16 protein-coding genes are annotated in these 16,268 nt (G+C 71.1%); 5 read left to right on the top strand and 11 right to left on the bottom strand.

Features of this window, described 5'->3' with window-relative positions; translation table 11 throughout:
* From AAT21_RS38740 to AAT21_RS09755, 3 genes are all read left to right on the top strand, one after another.
* The coding region (locus tag AAT21_RS38740) for a roadblock/LC7 domain-containing protein (RefSeq protein WP_412180305.1) at window positions 1-241 on the top strand (241 nt) is incomplete at its 5' end.
* 93 nt (window positions 242-334) lie between these two features.
* Window positions 335-877, top strand: coding sequence for a DUF742 domain-containing protein (locus tag AAT21_RS09760; protein WP_079025539.1), 543 nt, complete (start codon window positions 335-337; stop codon window positions 875-877).
* Window positions 858-1,442 carry a GTP-binding protein gene (locus AAT21_RS09755; protein ID WP_007266770.1) on the top strand — a complete coding sequence of 195 codons (585 nt, stop codon included), beginning with the start codon at window positions 858-860 and terminating at the stop codon, window positions 1,440-1,442. Before AAT21_RS09760 ends, AAT21_RS09755 begins: the two co-directional genes overlap by 20 nt.
* Window positions 1,443-1,611: 169 nt before the next feature.
* Here the strand turns inward: AAT21_RS09755 and AAT21_RS09750 are convergent, their stop codons facing one another.
* Both AAT21_RS09750 and AAT21_RS09745 read right to left on the bottom strand, forming a co-directional pair.
* Window positions 1,612-1,812, bottom strand: a complete 201-nt coding sequence (locus AAT21_RS09750) for an acyl-CoA carboxylase subunit epsilon (protein WP_046776283.1) — start codon at window positions 1,810-1,812, stop codon at window positions 1,612-1,614.
* A gap of 23 nt (window positions 1,813-1,835) precedes the next feature.
* Complete coding sequence (locus AAT21_RS09745) at window positions 1,836-3,419, bottom strand: acyl-CoA carboxylase subunit beta (protein WP_046776282.1); 1,584 nt, start codon at window positions 3,417-3,419, stop codon at window positions 1,836-1,838.
* Between the two features lie 276 nt (window positions 3,420-3,695).
* Between AAT21_RS09745 and AAT21_RS09740 the strand changes: the two genes are divergently transcribed.
* Window positions 3,696-4,304, top strand: coding sequence for a YceI family protein (locus AAT21_RS09740; RefSeq protein ID WP_046776281.1), 609 nt, complete (start codon window positions 3,696-3,698; stop codon window positions 4,302-4,304).
* Window positions 4,305-4,335: 31 nt separating this feature from the next.
* On the opposite strand, the gene AAT21_RS09735 is transcribed toward AAT21_RS09740, so the two are convergent.
* The 6 genes from AAT21_RS09735 to ureA form a co-directional block, all read right to left on the bottom strand.
* Window positions 4,336-5,670 carry a hypothetical protein gene (locus AAT21_RS09735; protein ID WP_046776280.1) on the bottom strand — a complete coding sequence of 445 codons (1,335 nt, stop codon included), beginning with the start codon at window positions 5,668-5,670 and terminating at the stop codon, window positions 4,336-4,338.
* 88 nt (window positions 5,671-5,758) lie between these two features.
* A complete protein-coding gene (cimA, locus tag AAT21_RS09730) occupies window positions 5,759-7,387 on the bottom strand; it encodes a citramalate synthase (protein WP_046776279.1) in 1,629 nt (542 codons plus the stop codon).
* Between the two features lie 332 nt (window positions 7,388-7,719).
* Window positions 7,720-8,340 (bottom strand): TetR/AcrR family transcriptional regulator, encoded by a 621-nt coding sequence (locus AAT21_RS09725; RefSeq protein ID WP_046776278.1) that lies wholly within the window; start codon window positions 8,338-8,340, stop codon window positions 7,720-7,722.
* Window positions 8,341-8,370: 30 nt separating this feature from the next.
* On the bottom strand, window positions 8,371-9,420 hold the full coding sequence (locus tag AAT21_RS09720; protein WP_046776277.1) for an agmatine deiminase family protein: 1,050 nt from the start codon (window positions 9,418-9,420) through the stop codon (window positions 8,371-8,373).
* Between the two features lie 29 nt (window positions 9,421-9,449).
* Window positions 9,450-11,192, bottom strand: a complete 1,743-nt coding sequence (locus tag AAT21_RS09715; protein WP_046776276.1) for an urease subunit alpha — start codon at window positions 11,190-11,192, stop codon at window positions 9,450-9,452.
* A complete protein-coding gene (gene ureA, locus AAT21_RS09710) occupies window positions 11,189-11,926 on the bottom strand; it encodes an urease subunit gamma (protein WP_046776275.1) in 738 nt (245 codons plus the stop codon). Before ureA ends, AAT21_RS09715 begins: the two co-directional genes overlap by 4 nt.
* 156 nt (window positions 11,927-12,082) lie before the next feature.
* Between ureA and AAT21_RS09705 the strand changes: the two genes are divergently transcribed.
* Window positions 12,083-13,510 carry a cytosine permease gene (locus tag AAT21_RS09705; protein ID WP_046776274.1) on the top strand — a complete coding sequence of 476 codons (1,428 nt, stop codon included), beginning with the start codon at window positions 12,083-12,085 and terminating at the stop codon, window positions 13,508-13,510.
* 76 nt (window positions 13,511-13,586) lie between these two features.
* Here the strand turns inward: AAT21_RS09705 and AAT21_RS09700 are convergent, their stop codons facing one another.
* The 3 genes from AAT21_RS09700 to AAT21_RS39645 all read right to left on the bottom strand — a co-directional run bounded on the left by AAT21_RS09700 (window position 13,587) and on the right by AAT21_RS39645 (window position 16,160).
* Window positions 13,587-14,672: a branched-chain amino acid aminotransferase gene (locus AAT21_RS09700; protein WP_046776273.1), complete on the bottom strand. Its 1,086-nt coding sequence runs from the start codon at window positions 14,670-14,672 to the stop codon at window positions 13,587-13,589.
* A 226-nt stretch (window positions 14,673-14,898) separates the two neighbouring features.
* Window positions 14,899-15,939 carry a 3-isopropylmalate dehydrogenase gene (locus AAT21_RS09695; RefSeq protein WP_046776272.1) on the bottom strand — a complete coding sequence of 347 codons (1,041 nt, stop codon included), beginning with the start codon at window positions 15,937-15,939 and terminating at the stop codon, window positions 14,899-14,901.
* Between the two features lie 92 nt (window positions 15,940-16,031).
* The gene (locus AAT21_RS39645; protein WP_257856696.1) at window positions 16,032-16,160 is read right to left on the bottom strand and encodes a hypothetical protein; all 129 of its coding nucleotides are present in this window, start codon (window positions 16,158-16,160) and stop codon (window positions 16,032-16,034) included.
* Between the last annotated feature and the right edge of the window lie 108 nt (window positions 16,161-16,268).

The following is a 16,268-nucleotide window of genomic DNA, read 5'->3' as shown; positions in this document are numbered from 1 at the left end:
GCTGACCGCCGGTGCCTCCCGCATCTTCGAGGGTGGCGCCGTCAACCAGACCGTGGTCGAGATGGACCGGGGCTTCCTGTTCCTGATGTCCGTCTCCGACGGATCGTCCCTCGCGGTGCTGGCGCACCCGGAGTGCGACATCGGCCTCGTGGGCTACGAGATGGCCCTTCTGGTGGATCGTGCGGGCAGTGTCCTGACCCCGGACTTGCGCGCCGAACTGCAGGGAAGCCTTCTCAACTAGCAAACAGGCAGTGCGTTTCGCGCCATCGCACCGTAGGGTGCGGTGGCGCGGTTCCACAGGGAGTACTGCGTTCTTGGAGTCGGAGGAGGAGACGTGACAACACCCGGAGGACATCCTTATGGCGGCTCGCAGCAGCCGCAGGGTGGGCACGACCAGAACCGCTTCAACTTCCCCTCCGCGCCAAGCCGGCCCATGCCGGAGCAGAACCCCTACCAGCAGTACGGGCAGCCCCAGCAGCCCCAGATGCCCGCGCAGGCGCCTCCGCGCGCCGCGCGGCAGCCGGCCCCGAAGGCCCACAACCCGCTGGTGCGCCCGTACGCGATGACCGGCGGCCGTACTCGGCCGCGCTACCAGCTCGCCATCGAGGCGCTGGTCAGTACCACGGCGGATCCCGCGCGTCTGCAAGGGCAGTTGCCCGAGCACCAGCGCATCTGCCGCCTGTGCCAGGAGATCAAATCCGTCGCGGAGATCTCGGCACTTCTCTCCATTCCTCTTGGTGTCGCCCGCATCCTCGTAGCCGACCTGGCGGAGGCGGGCCTTGTCGCCATTCACCAGCCCGGCGGCGACGAGTCTGCCGGTGGCCAGCCAGACGTGACACTGCTCGAAAGGGTGCTCAGTGGACTTCGCAAGCTCTAACGGCGGAGCGGCTCCCCGCTCCACCACCTCCGCGAAGATCGTGGTGGCGGGCGGCTTCGGCGTGGGCAAGACCACGTTCGTCGGGGCCGTGTCCGAGATCAACCCGCTGCGCACCGAAGCCGTCATGACGTCCGCGAGCGCGGGCATCGACGACCTCACCCACACCGGTGACAAGACGACCACCACGGTCGCCATGGACTTCGGACGCATCACGCTCGACCAGGACCTGATCCTGTACCTGTTCGGCACGCCCGGCCAGGACCGCTTCTGGTTCATGTGGGACGACCTGGTCCGCGGCGCCATCGGCGCCGTCGTGCTGGTCGACACGCGCCGCCTCGCCGACTGCTTCCCCGCGGTCGACTACTTCGAGAACAGCGGCCTGCCGTTCGTCATCGCCCTCAACGGCTTCGACGGTCACCAGCCGTACACGCCGGAGGAGGTCCGCGAGGCCCTGCAGATCGGCCCGGACGCTCCCATCATCACCACCGACGCCCGCCACCGCGCGGACGCCAAGAGCGCGCTCATCACGCTCGTCGAGCACGCCCTCATGGCGCGCCTGCGGTAGGACCGTCGCGCATCCCGACAGGCCCCTGTGTCCACGACGCGGGGGCCTTCGCCATGGGCGGCCTCCCCCGGGGCGCCTGCACGGGGGGGGTACGCACGGGACGGTACGCGGAAGACCCCGCACCCTGGACGGGTGCGGGGCCTTCTCGGCGACTGCGTGAGCCGGGGGCTCAGCCCTGCCAGCTGTGCGGGGCGCGGAAGCCCGGGGTGCGCTCCAGGCGGCGCCAGCCGGCCTGGCGCGGCAGGCGGGCCGCGGCCTGCTCGGGGGTGGCGGCGGCACGGGCGAGCAGGATCGCGGTGATCGCGGCCAGCTCCTCGGGCGCTGCGGAGCCCTTCTCGACGCGGAGCAGGGTGTCAGAGGTGTTGGTCATGGGGTGGCAGATCTCCTTCGCGGTTACTGCGGCGGGTTGCCGTGCTTGCGGGACGGCAGATCGGCGTGCTTGTTGCGGAGCATCGCGAGGGCGCTGACGAGCACCTCGCGGGTCTCGGCGGGGTCGATGACGTCGTCGACGAGGCCGCGCTCGGCCGCGTAGTACGGGTGCATCAGCTCGGACTTGTACTCCTTGACCATGCGTACGCGCATGGCCTCGGGGTCCTCGGCGTCCGCGATCTGCTTGCGGAAGATGACGTTGGCCGCGCCCTCGGCGCCCATCACGGCGATCTCGTTGGTGGGCCAGGCGTAGGTGATGTCGGCACCGATGGACTGGGAGTCCATGACGATGTACGCGCCGCCGTAGGCCTTGCGCAGGATCAGCGAGATCCGCGGGACGGTGGCGTTGCAGTACGCGTACAGCAGCTTGGCGCCGTGGCGGATGATGCCGCCGTGCTCCTGGTCGACGCCCGGCAGGAAGCCGGGGACGTCCAGCAGCGTGATGATCGGGATGTTGAAGGCGTCGCACATTTGGACGAAGCGCGCGGACTTCTCGGAGGCCTCGATGTCGAGGACGCCGGCGAGGTGGGCGGGCTGGTTGGCGACGATGCCGACGACCTGTCCGTCCATGCGCGCCAGGGCGCAGATGATGTTGCGGGCCCAGCGCTCGTGGATCTCCAGGACATCGCCGTCGTCGACGAGTTCCTCGATGACCTTGTGCATGTCGTACGGGCGGTTGCCGTCCGCGGGGACCAGGTCCAGGAGGACCTCGCTGCGGCGGTCCGCCGGGTCGCTCGTCTCGTGGACGGGCGGGTTCTCGCGGTTGTTCGAGGGGAGCATCGAGATGAGGTAGCGCACCTCGGAGATGCAGGTCTCCTCGTCGTCGTACGCGAAGTGCGCGACGCCCGAGGTCTCGGCGTGCACATCGGCTCCGCCGAGGCCGTTCTGGGTGATCTCCTCGCCGGTCACCGCGCGGACCACGTCGGGGCCGGTGATGAACATCTGCGAGGTGTCGCGGACCATGAAGACGAAGTCGGTCAGGGCCGGGGAGTACGCGGCTCCGCCGGCGCACGGGCCGAGCATCACCGAGATCTGCGGGATGACGCCTGAGGCCTTGGTGTTGCGCTGGAAGATGCCGCCGTAGCCGGCGAGGGCCGAGACGCCCTCCTGGATACGGGCGCCGGCGCCGTCGTTGAGGGAGACCAGCGGGGCACCGGCCGCGATGGCCATGTCCATGATCTTGTGGATCTTGGTGGCGTGGGCCTCACCGAGGGCGCCGCCGAAGATCCGGAAGTCGTGGGCGTAGACGAAGACCGTGCGGCCCTCGACCGTGCCCCAGCCGGTGATGACACCGTCGGTGTACGGCTTCTTGCTCTCGAGGCCGAAGCCGGTCGCGCGGTGGCGGCGCAGCTGCTCGACCTCCCTGAAGGAACCTTCGTCGAGGAGCAGTGCGATGCGCTCGCGCGCCGTCAGCTTGCCCTTCGCGTGCTGGGCCTCGGTCGCACGGTCACTCGGTCCACGCCGCGCCTGCTCGCGCAGGGAGTGCAGCTCGGCCACGCGCCCACGGGCGTCCGTCGGCTCGCTCGGGATCTGGTCCACAACGGTCATGTACCGACCTTACGAAGATCGTGATGAAAAACCTCCGTTCATTCCGCACAGTCTCGGGAGTCTTCCGCTGTCCGGCCCGCACAGAACCACCGGTGGAAGTAAGGACTCCGCCAGATGGCGCCATCCGCGGTTGTAGGACCTTCACAGAAACCCCCGCCCCGCCGACAGGTGGTTGAAATTTGAACAGAATGGTTCTAGTGTCTCTGGTGTCGAAGTCGTTGAACATTCAACAGCTTCGGCCTCCCCCGCACAGGAACCACTATCGAGGAGCAGGTCATGGGCCTCTTCAACCGCCGCACCCAGGAGAACACCGCCGCCGTCGCCACCCTGGAGGTGGACCCGGCGCTCGCCGCCCTCACCGGCGACTACGCCATCGACCCGGCGCACAGCAGCATCGGCTTCACCGTCCGCCACGCGATGGTGACCAACGTCCGCGGCTCCTTCGCCGACCACGAGGGGTCCCTGCACCTGGACGGCTCGGACCCGTCCCGTTCCACCGCGTCGATCGACGTGAAGATCGCCTCCGTGGACACCGGCATCGCCGACCGTGACGGCCACCTGCGCAGCGGCGACTTCTTCGACGCCGAGGCCTTCCCGCTGATGACCTTCCGCTCCACCGAGGCCGCGTTCCTCGGCGGGGACACCTACCGGATCACCGGCGACCTCACCATCAAGGACGTCACCCGGCCGCTCTCCATCGACCTGGAGTTCAACGGCTCCGCCACCGACCCGTACGGCAACCAGCGCGTCGGCTTCGAGGGCAGCGCCGACATCCTGCGTTCCGACTGGGGCCTGACCTGGAACGCGGCGCTGGAGACCGGCGGCGTCGTGGTCAGCGACAAGGTGAAGCTGACCTTCGACATCTCCGCCATCAAGCAGGCCTGACCGGCCGTGGGGCGCCCGGGGGCGGCGCCCCCTAGAAACCGCCCCCGTCGAATCCGCCACCGCCGAATCCGCCGAAGTCCCCGCCCCCGAAGTCGGACGGGTTGAAGTCGGCCCCGGAGAAGTCCCCGCCGTCCATACCGCCGCCGTAGTCCGCGGCGTAGGCGGGGGTGGACATCATCGAGCCGAGCATCGTGCCCATGAGCAGGCCGGGCAGGATGCCGACGCCGAAGTAGCCGCCGGCCCAGGGCCCGTACGCCGGGCCGGCGTCGTAGTACGGCCGCGGTCCGCGCTCGGTGTCGACCGTGCGCACGGCCGGGTCGAGTCCGTCGCGCAGCCTCACCGCGTCCGCCGTGCAGACGGGCACCGTACGCGCCGCCCCGTCGGCCGGGGCCCACGCCGCGTCCTCGGTGCTCGGCCCGTGGCGCGGGTCGAAGAAGCAGGGCAGGCGCCGCTCGGGCACCGGCTCGCCCCTCCGGCGCGCGTCCAGGCAGGCCAGGGCGTACCGGCCGTCCTCCAGGGCCTGGGTCACCCCGGTGACCTCTTCCGGGCGCTCGACGGAGGCCATGATCCGCTTGGCCTTCTCGTACGAGTCGAGCCCCCGCTCGTAGTCCGCGCGCATGGCGTCGTCGGCGCCGGGTTCACCCGGGTGGAAGTCGAGGCGCTCCAGCTCCTCACCGAAGGCCGTGATGTCCTCGTCGACGACCACGCTCAGCCGCTCGACGGCCTCGCGCCGGGCCTCTTCCTTCTTCCTCCGGTTCCGGCGGACCAGTGCGTACGCACTGCCGCCGCCGATCGCGGCCACCGCGCCGAGGGTGACCAGACCGCCGACCGGGACGCCCTCCTCGGCGCCGGTGGTGCCCCAGGAGGCGGGGGCGCCGCCCCTGGTCTGGGTCAGGGCCTGGTCCACGAAGTTGTTGAGCTGGGTGCTCGCGTCGACCGGGGCGCCGGTCTTGACCGCCTCGGTGAGGTTGCGGACGGCGTTGGCCGGCATGACCGCGCGGTCGGCGCCGGCGTTGAAGCCGTCGCCGAGCCGGATCGCGTAGAGCCCGGTGATGCCGGTCTCCGCGCGGACCGCGGCGAGCACCTTGTCCTGCGGGAAGTCGGCGGTGGCCGGGAGCACGGCGACGAAGACCGGCTTCCCGGCGTCCTTGATCTTCTCGGCGAGCGCGTCGGCCTCGGCCTGCGGCAGCTGTGCCGCGGCCCGGGGGTCGACGTACACGGGGCCCTCCTTGAGGGCCTCCGCCACGGCGGCGACTCCGGTGTCGGCCGATGCCTGCGGCGCGGCCGCCAGGGCGGTCGCGCCGAGGGCCAGCAGCACACCGGAGAGCAGCGATCCCCAACGTATGGATATCAGCCTGGTCCTCATATCCACGACGCTACCCGAACCGGTACTTTCCCGTGTGAGCAGGACATAAGGTATCCCGGCCCGAAGTACTGGCCCGGGCCGGCGGCGGCTACTCGGCCGGTTCGACGCCCGCGTGCAGGAGGCCGTAGGTGAACGCGTCCTCCAGGGCCTGCCAGGAGGCGGCGATCACGTTGGGGGCGACTCCGACCGTGGACCACTCGCGGACCCCGTCCGTCGTGGCGATGAGCACGCGGGTCGTGGACTCCGTACCGTGCGTGCCCTCCAGGATGCGGACCTTGTAGTCGACCAGCTCGAACTTGGCGAGCTGCGGGTAGAACCGCTCCAGCGCCACCCGCAGGGCCCGGTCCAGCGCGTTGACCGGGCCGTTGCCCTCGGCCGTGGCGACGATCCGCTCACCCTTGGCCCACAGCTTCACCGTGGCCTCGTTGGCGTGGGTGCCGTCCGGGCGGTCCTCGACGATCGCCCGCCAGGACTCGATGCGGAAGTACTTGCGGGCCCGCCCCTCGGCCTCGGCCCGCAGGAGCAGTTCGAAGGAGGCGTCGGCCGCCTCGTAGGTGTAGCCCTGGAGCTCGCGTTCCTTGACCCGCTCCACGACCCGGGAGATCAGCGCGCGGTCCCCGCCGAGGTCGACGCCGAGTTCCTTGCCCTTGAGCTCGATGGAGGCGCGGCCGGCCATGTCGGAGACCAGCATCCGCATGGTGTTGCCGACCCGCTCGGGGTCGATGTGCTGGTAGAGGTCCGGGTCCACCTTGATCGCCGAGGCGTGCAGGCCCGCCTTGTGCGCGAAGGCGGAGACGCCCACGTAGGGCTGGTGGGTGGAGGGGGTGAGGTTGACGACCTCGGCGATGGCGTGCGAGATCCGGGTCATCTCGGCGAGCGCGCCGTCGGGGAGCACCTTGCGCCCGTACTTGATCTCCAGGGCGGCGACCACGGGGAACAGGTTGGCGTTGCCGACGCGCTCGCCGTAGCCGTTCGCGGTGCACTGGACGTGGGTGGCGCCGGCGTCGACGGCGGCCAGGGTGTTGGCGACGGCGCAGCCGGTGTCGTCCTGGGCGTGGATGCCGAGGCGGGCGCCGGTGTCGGCGAGGACGGTGGCGACGGTCGCGGACACCTGGGCGGGCAGCATGCCCCCGTTGGTGTCGCAGAGGATGACGACGTCGGCGCCGGCCTCGTACGCGGTGCGCACGACGGACTTCGCGTACTCGGCATTGGCGCGGTAGCCGTCGAAGAAGTGCTCGCAGTCGACGAAGACGCGGCGGCCCTGGGCCACCAGGTGGGAGACGGTGTCCCGGACCATCTCCAGGTTCTCGTCGAGGGTGGTGCGCAGGGCGAGCTCGACGTGGCGGTCGTGGGACTTGGCGACGAGGGTGATCACGGGGGCGCCGGACTCCAGCAGGGCCCGCACCTGGGGGTCCTGGTCGGCCGAGCCGCCGGCGCGGCGGGTGGCGCCGAACGCCACCAGCCGGGCGTTCTTGAAGTCGATCTCCGCGCGGGCGCGGGCGAAGAACTCGGTGTCGCGGGGGTTGGCACCGGGCCAGCCGCCCTCGATGAAGCCCACTCCGAAGTCGTCCAGATGGCGTGCGATCGTCAGCTTGTCGGCGACCGTGAGGTTGATGCCCTCGCGCTGGGCGCCGTCGCGCAGGGTGGTGTCGAAGACGTGGAAGCTGTCGTCCAGGCCTCCGGACAGCGCTGTCGCCGCCTCTGGTGTCGTCGTCATGCTGATCTGACTCCTGTCGGATGAGTGGTTCCGAAAAACCCGCCCATGGGAAGGCCGCCGTCACTGCCCCCATCATCGCGCGCAGTACGGTCCCGGCTGGGATGGTCCGGGAAACGAAAAAACCTCTCGCGGGTAGCGAGAGGTCTGCACGCGGGTCCGAGGCACGGTGGCCGCTTCCGCGAAGTTCTTCCACGGTTCAGCGGCCACTGGGGACCGGCGCGCTGCTGGCGATAATCATGAGCTGAGCAGGCACGCTGGCAGTCTGCCACACCCCTCGCCGCGGATGGACGGCCATCTCACGATGCGGGCAGTGCCTGTCCGTGGCGGAGCGGCTACGGCCGCACGGACAGGGTGTCGGTGAGGAACTCGCGGACGTGGGCCAGGATGGCCGTCCGGTCGAGCGTCGGGAGGCCCACCGCCAGCTGGATGCTGAAGCCGTCGAGGAGGGCCCGGATGCGGGTCGCCACGCGTTCGGCGTCCACCGGGCGGAACTCCCCGCGCGAGATGCCCTCGGCGAGCAGCGCCACCAGGTCGCGGTGCCATGCGCCCTCGATGGCCGCCTGCCGGTCGCGTTCCTGGGGGCCGGCGTTCTGGGAGCGGTTCCACACCTCCAGCCACAGCGTCCAGTGCGGGTCGCGGGCCTGCGTGGGCACGTACAGGTCCACGTACGCCTGCAGGCGCTCGGCCACCGGGCCGCGGCGGGCGAGCAGGGCCCGCCGCGCGCTGCCCAGTTCGGCCTCGCTCCACTCCAGGGTCTGGAGCAGGAGCTCGTCCTTGCTGCGGAAGTAGTAGAGGAGGTGGCCGCTGCTCATGCCGACCTCGCGGCCCAGGCCGGCCATGGTCAGGCCGTCCAGGCCGCGCTCGGCGATCGTGGCCATGGCGGCGACGAGTACGTCCTCGCGCGGGGGCGCGTTCTTGCGCGCCGCCCGTACCGGTACTCCGCCCGCCGCCATGCGCCGCTCCTTCGTGAGGTCCGCCGTAGGTCAGACCTTCGGCTGCTGCTGGGTGATGCAGTGGATACCGCCACCCCCGGCGAAAATCGTACGTGCGTCGACGAGGGTCACGGTCCGTTCGGGGAACAGGCCGCGGAAGATCTCGGCCGCCTCCTCGTCGCGGGGGTCGTCGAAGGAGCACAGCACGACGCCGTCGTTGCACAGGTAGTGGTTGATGTAGGAGTAGTCCACCCACTCACCGTCCTCTTCCAGCACGGTCGGCGCGGGGATCTCCACGACCTGCAGCTGTCGGCCGGCGGCGTCGGTGGACGCGCGCAGGATCGCCGCGATGGTCCTGCAGCGCTCGTGGTCCGGGTGGGAGGGGTCGGGCTGGCTGTGGACCATGACCACGCCGGGCCGGGCGAAGGCCGCGACGATGTCGACGTGGCCCTGGGTGCCGTAGGTGCCGTAGTCGCCGGCCAGGCCGTACGGCAGCCAGATCGCCTTGCTGGTGCCGAGGTGGGCGTGGATCTCGGCCTCGACCTGCTCGCGGGTCCAGTCGGGGTTGCGGCCCTTGCCCAGCTGGACGGTGTCGGTGAGCAGCACGGTGCCCTCGCCGTCGACGTGGATGGCGCCGCCCTCGTTGACCAGCGGGGTGCTGAAGGTGCGGGTGCCGAGCACGTCCGAGATCTGGCGGGCGATCTTCGAGTCGTGGTCCCAGCGGGCCCATTCCTGGGCGCCCCAGCCGTTGAAGGTCCAGTCGACGGCGGCCAGCTCGCCGGCGTCGTCGGTGACGAAGGTCGGGCCGATGTCGCGCATCCAGGCGTCGTCGAGCTCGCGCTCGACCACGTCGAGTGCGTGGCCGTCCCCGGCGCCGGCGATCGCCCGGGCGTTCTCGGCGTCGCCCGGGCAGACCACGAGGGTCACGGGCTCGTACTGGCGCACCGCGCGGGCAACGGCTCCCCAGGCCTCGCGGGCCTCGGCGAGCTCCTGCTCGGTGGTGAAGGTCGGGTTCGGGCTGGGCCAGGCCATCCAGGTGCGCTCGTGGGGCGTCCACTCGGCGGGCATCCGGAATCCGTTGTGCACGGGCTTGGCGGTCATGGCAGGCAGGTCCTTAACGCTGTGCTGGCTTACAGGAAGTACAGGCGGTTGAGCGAGACCGATGCGGCGGCTTCGGAGCGCAGGGGTTCCCCGTCGAGGGAGACGAGTCCGCTGCGCGCGTCCACGTCGACCGCGCCCACCCGGGAGTTGAGGAGCAGGTCGGCGGGTCCGATGCCGCGGGTGCCGCGGACGGCGACCCGGCGTCGGCGGGTCGGCATGGCGTCGCCGCCCAGGGCGGCCGCGGCAGCCGAGACGAAGGCGACGGAGATATCGGCCGCGGTGGCCCCGTACGCGCCGAACTGCGGGCCGAGGACGAGGGGTTCGCAGGTGTCGGTGGCGGCGTTGGGGTCGCCGGTGACGCCGTAGGCGGGGAACCCGGACTTCAGGACGAGCTGTGGCTTCGCGCCGAAGAACGGGGGCCGCCAGAGCACGATGTCGGCGAGCTTGCCGACCTCGATGGAGCCGATCTCGTGCGCCAGGCCGTGGGCGATGGCCGGGTTGATCGTCAGCTTGGCCATGTAGCGCAGCACGCGGGCGTTGTCGTCGCCCTCGCCGTCGCCCTCCAGCGGGCCGAGCTCGCCCTTCATCTTCGCGGCCATCGCGAAGGTGCGGCGGATGGTCTCGCCGGCGCGTCCCATGCCCTGGGCGTCGGAGGAGGTGATGCCGATCGCGCCCAGGTCGTGCAGGACGTCCTCGGCGCCCATCGTCCCGGCCCGGATCCGGTCGCGGGCCATCGCGGCGTCGCCGGGCAGGTCGGGCTTGAGGTCGTGGACGGAGACGATCATGCCGTAGTGCTCGGCGACGGCGTCCCGGCCGAAGGGCAGTGTCGGGTTGGTGGAGGAGCCGATGACGTTCGGCACGCCCGCCATCTTCAGCACGTTCGGGACGTGCCCGCCGCCGCAGCCCTCGATGTGGAAGGCGTGGATGGTCCGGCCCTCCAGCACCCGCAGGGTGTCCTCGACGGAGAGGCATTCGTTGAGGCCGTCCGAGTGCAGGGCGACCTGGACGTCGTACTCCTCGGCCACCCGCAGCGCGGTGTCCAGGGCCCGGGTGTGCGCGCCCATGTCCTCGTGCACCTTGAAGCCGGAGGCGCCGCCTTCGGCGAGGGCCTCGACGAGGGGCGCGGCGTCCGAGGAGGAGCCGCGGGCGAGGAAGCCGATGTTGACGGGCCAGGCGTCGAAGGCGTTGAAGGCGTGTTTCAGGGCCCACGGGGAGTTGACGCCGACGCCCCACACCGGGCCGAACTCCTGGCCGATGACGGTGGTGACGCCCGCGGCGAGCGAGGCCTCCATGATGCGCGGGGACAACAGGTGCACGTGGGTGTCGACGGCACCGGCGGTGGCGATCAGGCCCTCGCCGGAGACGATCGAGGTGCCGGTGCCGACGACGACGTCGACGCCGTCGAGGGTGTCGGGGTTCCCGGCCCGGCCGATGGCGTGGATGCGGCCCTCGCGGATGCCGATGGAGACCTTGCGGATGCCGAGGACGGCATCGATGACCAGGACGTTGCTGATCACGACGTCGCAGGTCTCGCGGACGGCGGCCGCCTTCAGGTGCAGGCCGTCGCGGGCGGTCTTGCCGAAGCCGGCCAGGAATTCGTCCCCCGGCTTCTGCGCGTCCGACTCCACCCGGACGGTCAGCCCGGAGTCGCCGAGCCGCACCCGGTCCCCCGCGCGGGGGCCGAAGACGGCCGCGTACTCGTGCGGATCGATGTGCCGGCTGCCGGGCGCGCAGTGCGCACTGTGATCGGTGTGCGGCGTCTGCCTGCTCATGCCGTCGTCCCTTCCGGGCGGTCGGTGGTTCCGGGCCGGCCGTCCCCGGCCGGGGTGGCGCCCAGGTAGCCGCAGGCGGCAGCGCGGCGCAGGGCCTCCTGCCGGGCTCCTGGGGCGTCGAGGGGGCCGTCGACCAGGCCCGCGAAGCCGATCGCGATGCGGTCGCCGCCGATGGGGACGAGGCCGACGTCGCCCTCGCCGTGCGGGTCGAACCGTACGGAGGAGCCCGCCGGCACGCACAGCCGCATGCCGTAGGCGGCGGCGCGGTCGAAGTCCAGGCGCGGGTTCGCCTCGAAGAAGTGGAAGTGCGAGGTCACGCTCACCGGGACGGCGGCGGTGTTGCGCACGTGCAGGTGCACGGCCGGCTCCGGCTGGGGGACGCCGGGGCCGGGGACGACGGCGCCCGGGGCGTCGTCGCCGAGCGGTACCGCGCCCCGCACGGGGGACGAGACCACGGCGAGGCGGGATCCGTCGTCGAAGACGGCTTCCACGTGCACCTCGGTGACGACGTCGGCGACGCCCGGCAGGACGTCGTCGGGGCCCAGCACGCCGCGGGCCTCCTCGATGGCCTCGGCGAGCCGTTTGCCGTCGCGCGCCGCCTCGCAGACCGTGTCCGCGATCAGCGCGGTGGCCTCCGGGACGTTGAGCCTCAGGCCGCGGGCCCGCCGGGCCCTGGCCAGTTCCGCAGCGCTGCGGAGCAGCAGCCGGTCGCGCTCCGTAGGGGTCAGCCGCACGCCGATCCACCACCTCTTGAGTCGATGGGTTAGAGCATCACTCTAACTCTTCATTTCACGGCTGGGAATCATTGACCGGAACACAGGGCTTGAGTCACATTGAGTGTCGCTCAAACACAAGCCCGACCACCCCCCGCCCTGCCAAGGGAGTCCCCCATGCCCATCGAACAGCGCGGAGTCGACACCATCCCCGAGGAGGAACGGACCAGCGGTCCCCGTGACCTGGTCTCGATCCTTCTCGGCTCCAACCTGTGCCTCGGTGTGATCGTCTTCGGCTGGCTGCCCCCGTCCTTCGGACTGGGCCTGCGGCCCTCGGTCACGGCCATCGTGACCGGCACCCTCGCCGGCATCGCCTTCACCGCGCCGCTGGCCCTCGTCTCCCTGCGCACCGCGACCAACCTCTCCACCTCCAGCGGCGCGCAGTTCGGTGTGCGCGGCCGGCTCGTGGGGTCGGTGGTGGGGCTGCTGCTCTCGCTCGGTTACACCGCGCTCACGCTGTGGATCGGCGGCGACGTCATGGTCGGCACCCTCGCGCGGCTCACCGGGCTCCCGGACACAGGCCTCTCGCGGGCGGTCATGTACGGCCTGCTCGCTGTGGGCACCGTCGTCGCGGCCGTCTTCGGCTACCGGCTGCTGCTGCGCATGAGCAAGGTGCTGTCCATCGCCATGGTGCTGCTGCTGGCGGCCGGCTTCGTCGCCTACGCCCCGGACTTCACCACCGCCGCGCCGCCCGAGACCCCTTACCTGCTCGGCTCCTTCTGGCCGACGTGGCTGCTGGCCGCCGTCGCCGCCGGGCTCAGCGGGCCCGTCGCCTTCATCACCCTGCTGGGCGACTACACGCGCTACATCTCCCCGCGCCGGCACACCTCGCGCACGGTCCTGTGGGCCACCGCCCTCGGCCTGCTGATCGGCCTGCTGATCCCGCAGCTCTTCGGCACCTTCACCGCGCTGGCCGCCCGGGCGGGCCTGGACTACGCCGGTCCGCTGGTCGAGGCCGCGCCGTTCTGGTACCTGCTCCCGCTGCTGGTGGCGGCCGCGGCCGGCTCGGTCGGCAACGCCGGGCTGATGCTCTACTCCATGGGCCTGGACCTGGACGCGATCGTCCCCCGGGCCACGCGCACCACCGCCACCGTGATCGCCGCTGCCGTCGCGACCGCCTTCGTGTTCGTCGGGTCCTTCGAGTGGGACGTGCAGTCCGCGATGACCTCGTTCGTGCTGGTGCTGACCGCGATCGGTACCCCGTGGGCCGTGATCACCCTGATCGGCCACGTGCGCTGCCGCGGGGTCTACGACGCCGACGCGCTCCAGGTCTTCAACCGCCGCTCGGTGGGCGGGGCCTACTGGTACCGCTCCGGCTGGAACGTCGCGGCCACCGCCTCCTGGGTGATCGGCGCGGCCGTCGGCCTGCTCGCCGTGACCACCCCGTTCCACGAGGGCCCGCTGCTCGCCCTCACCGGCGGCGTGGACTGCTCCTTCGTCCTCTCCGGCCTCACCGGCGGCCTCGTGTACACCGCGCTCACCGCCCGCCGTGCTCCGGCCTCGGCGGCGGCGGTCGCCGCCGCCGAGGAGCCCGCGAACGCCTGACGCCCCTCCCCGTACGCGAGCGGGCCCGCACCCCGGAGATCCGGAGTGCGGGCCCGCTCCCGTACGCGGGTGACGACTAGCCGAGGGGGTGCATCCAGCCGTGGGTGTCGGCGGCGTGGCCGGTCTGGAGCTCCAGCAGCGCCTTGCGCAGGCGCATGGTGACCTCGCCCGGCTCGCCGTCGCCCTGGGTCCAGTCGGCACGCTCGGACTTGACCGAGCCGACCGGGGTGATGACGGCGGCGGTGCCGCAGGCGAACACCTCGGTGAGGGTGCCGTTGGCGTTGTCGCGCTGCCAGTCCTCTGTGGTCAGGCGGCCCTCCTCGGCGGTGTAGCCGAGGTCGCGGGCGATGGTGAGGAGGGAGTCGCGGGTGATGCCGGGGAGCAGCGAGCCGGTGAGCTCCGGGGTGACGATGCGGTCGCCGTACACGAAGTACAGGTTCATCCCGCCCATCTCCTCGATCCAGCGGTGCTCGACGGCGTCGAGCCAGACCACCTGGTCACAGCCGTGAGAGGCGGCCTGGGCCTGCGCGACCAGCGAGGCCGCGTAGTTGCCGCCGGTCTTGGCCGCGCCGGTGCCGCCCTTGACCGCGCGGACGTAGTCCTCGGAGAGCCAGACGGAGACGGGCTTGACCCCGCCGGGGAAGTACGCGCCGGCCGGCGAGGCGATGACGATGAAGAGGAACTCGTTGGCCGGGCGGACACCGAGGCCGACCTCGGAGGCGAACATGAACGGCCGCAGGTAGAGGGAGGCCTCGCCGGAGTCCGGGACCCAGGCGCGGTCCTGCTTGATCAGCGCGTCGCAGGCCTCGATGAACAGCTCGACCGGCAGCTCCGGCATCGCCATGCGGCGCGCCGAGGCCTGGAAGCGCTCGGCGTTGGCCTCGGGGCGGAAGGTGGCGACGGTACCGTCGGGCTGACGGTAGGCCTTGAGCCCCTCGAAGATCGTCTGCGCGTAGTGCAGGGTCATGTTCGCCGGGTCGATCGAGAGCGGCGCGTACGGGACCAGTTCGGCGTCGTGCCAGCCGCGGCCCTCAGTCCATTTGATCGTCACCATGTGGTCGGTGAAGTGGCGGCCGAAGCCGGGGCTGGCCAGGATCGCCTCGCGCTCCGCGTCGGACAGCGGGTTCGAGGAGGGCTTGAGCTCGATCGTGGGCGTCGTCATGAGTGCTTGTCCTTCACCGGTTGTGTATGGCGGACCGCGCTCACGGCGTACCAGGACGTCCGAGCTTCCCCGCAATCCGCGGCCTCGCGTTCGATTATCGCGCGCGGGCAGGCTTCGGAGAAGCGGGAGATTGCGGCCCAGGGGAGATGGTGGCACCCGGGGCCGCACAGGAGAAGCCGCCAGGTCCCATTGTGACCCGGCGGCTTCCTGAGGTGGAGCGGCCGGGTCAGCCGGCTACTCGCGCGGCGAGGGCGTCGCCGATCGCGTCGGTGGAGCGGAAGGTGCCGTCGCGCTCCGCGAGGTCGGCGGAGACCGCGTCCTCGATGCGGACGGCCTCGGCCTCGTAGCCCAGATGGCGCAGCAGGAGGGCGACGGAGAGGATCGTCGCGGTCGGGTCGGCCTTGCCGGTGCCGGCGATGTCCGGGGCCGAGCCGTGGACGGGCTCGAACATGGACGGGAAGGCGCCGGTCGGGTTGATGTTCCCGGAGGCGGCCAGGCCGATTCCGCCGGTGACGGCCGCGGCCAGGTCGGTGAGGATGTCGCCGAAGAGGTTGTCCGTGACGATGACGTCGAAGCGCTCCGGCTGGGTGACGAAGAAGATCGTCGCCGCGTCGACGTGCAGGTAGTCGGTGGTGACCTCGGGGTACTCCTGGCCGACCTTGTCGAAGATGTTCTTCCACATGTGGCCCGCGTACACGAGGACGTTGTTCTTGTGGACCAGCGTCAGCTTCTTGCGGGGGCGGGAGTTGGCCCGCTCGTAGGCGTCACGGACGACACGCTCGACACCGTACGCGGTGTTGACGCTGACCTCGGTGGCCACCTCGGCGGGGGTACCGGTGCGCAGGCTGCCGCCGTTGCCGGTGTACGGGCCCTCGGTACCCTCGCGGACCACGACGAAGTCGATGTCCGGGCGGCCCGCCAGCGGGGTGGCGGTGTTGGGGAACAGCTTCGACGGCCGCAGGTTGATGAAGTGGTCGAAGGCGAAGCGCAGCTTGAGCAGCAGGCCGCGCTCCAGCACGCCGGACGGGACCGAGGGGTCGCCGATGGCGCCCAGCAGGATCGCGTCGTGGTGCCTCAGGGCTTCGAGTTCCGCGTCCGGGAGGGTCTCACCGGTGCGGTGCCAGCGCTGGGCGCCGAGGTCGTATTGCCTGGTCTCCAGCTTCACATCCTGGGGCAGGACCGCGGTAAGGACCTTGAGTCCCTGAGCCACGACTTCCTGGCCGATGCCATCACCGGGGATCACTGCGAGATTGATGCTGGTCGACATGGCGAAACCGTACTCCGTGTCCAGCCTTCAGACATTTCACGTCCACGATGTGGACGTGAAATGTCCCGGGCGGGCGTTGTGCCGGGGGGGGGTCAGTGGCCGGTCGAGCCGCCGTTGTCACGGCGGTCGAGGGCGCGCTGCAGAGCCGCGGCGGCGTTCTTGCGTTCGTCGGCCGAGGCGGAGGCGTGGCGGACGCGGCGGGTGGCGGTGGTTGCGGTCATGGTGATCGACTCCTTGAGATCACGGCGTGGCGGGGCCACGGATGAGGGGTTCCTTCAAGGCGCCGGAAGAGGCGGGGAGCAGCGCGCCGCAGGGGTTGCCTGCCAGGG

Source organism: Streptomyces yangpuensis (assembly GCF_001005295.1).
GTDB lineage: Bacteria > Actinomycetota > Actinomycetes > Streptomycetales > Streptomycetaceae > Streptomyces > Streptomyces yangpuensis.
Note: the sequence above shows the minus strand (reverse complement) of the source record. Positions and strands in the feature narration are given on the sequence as shown.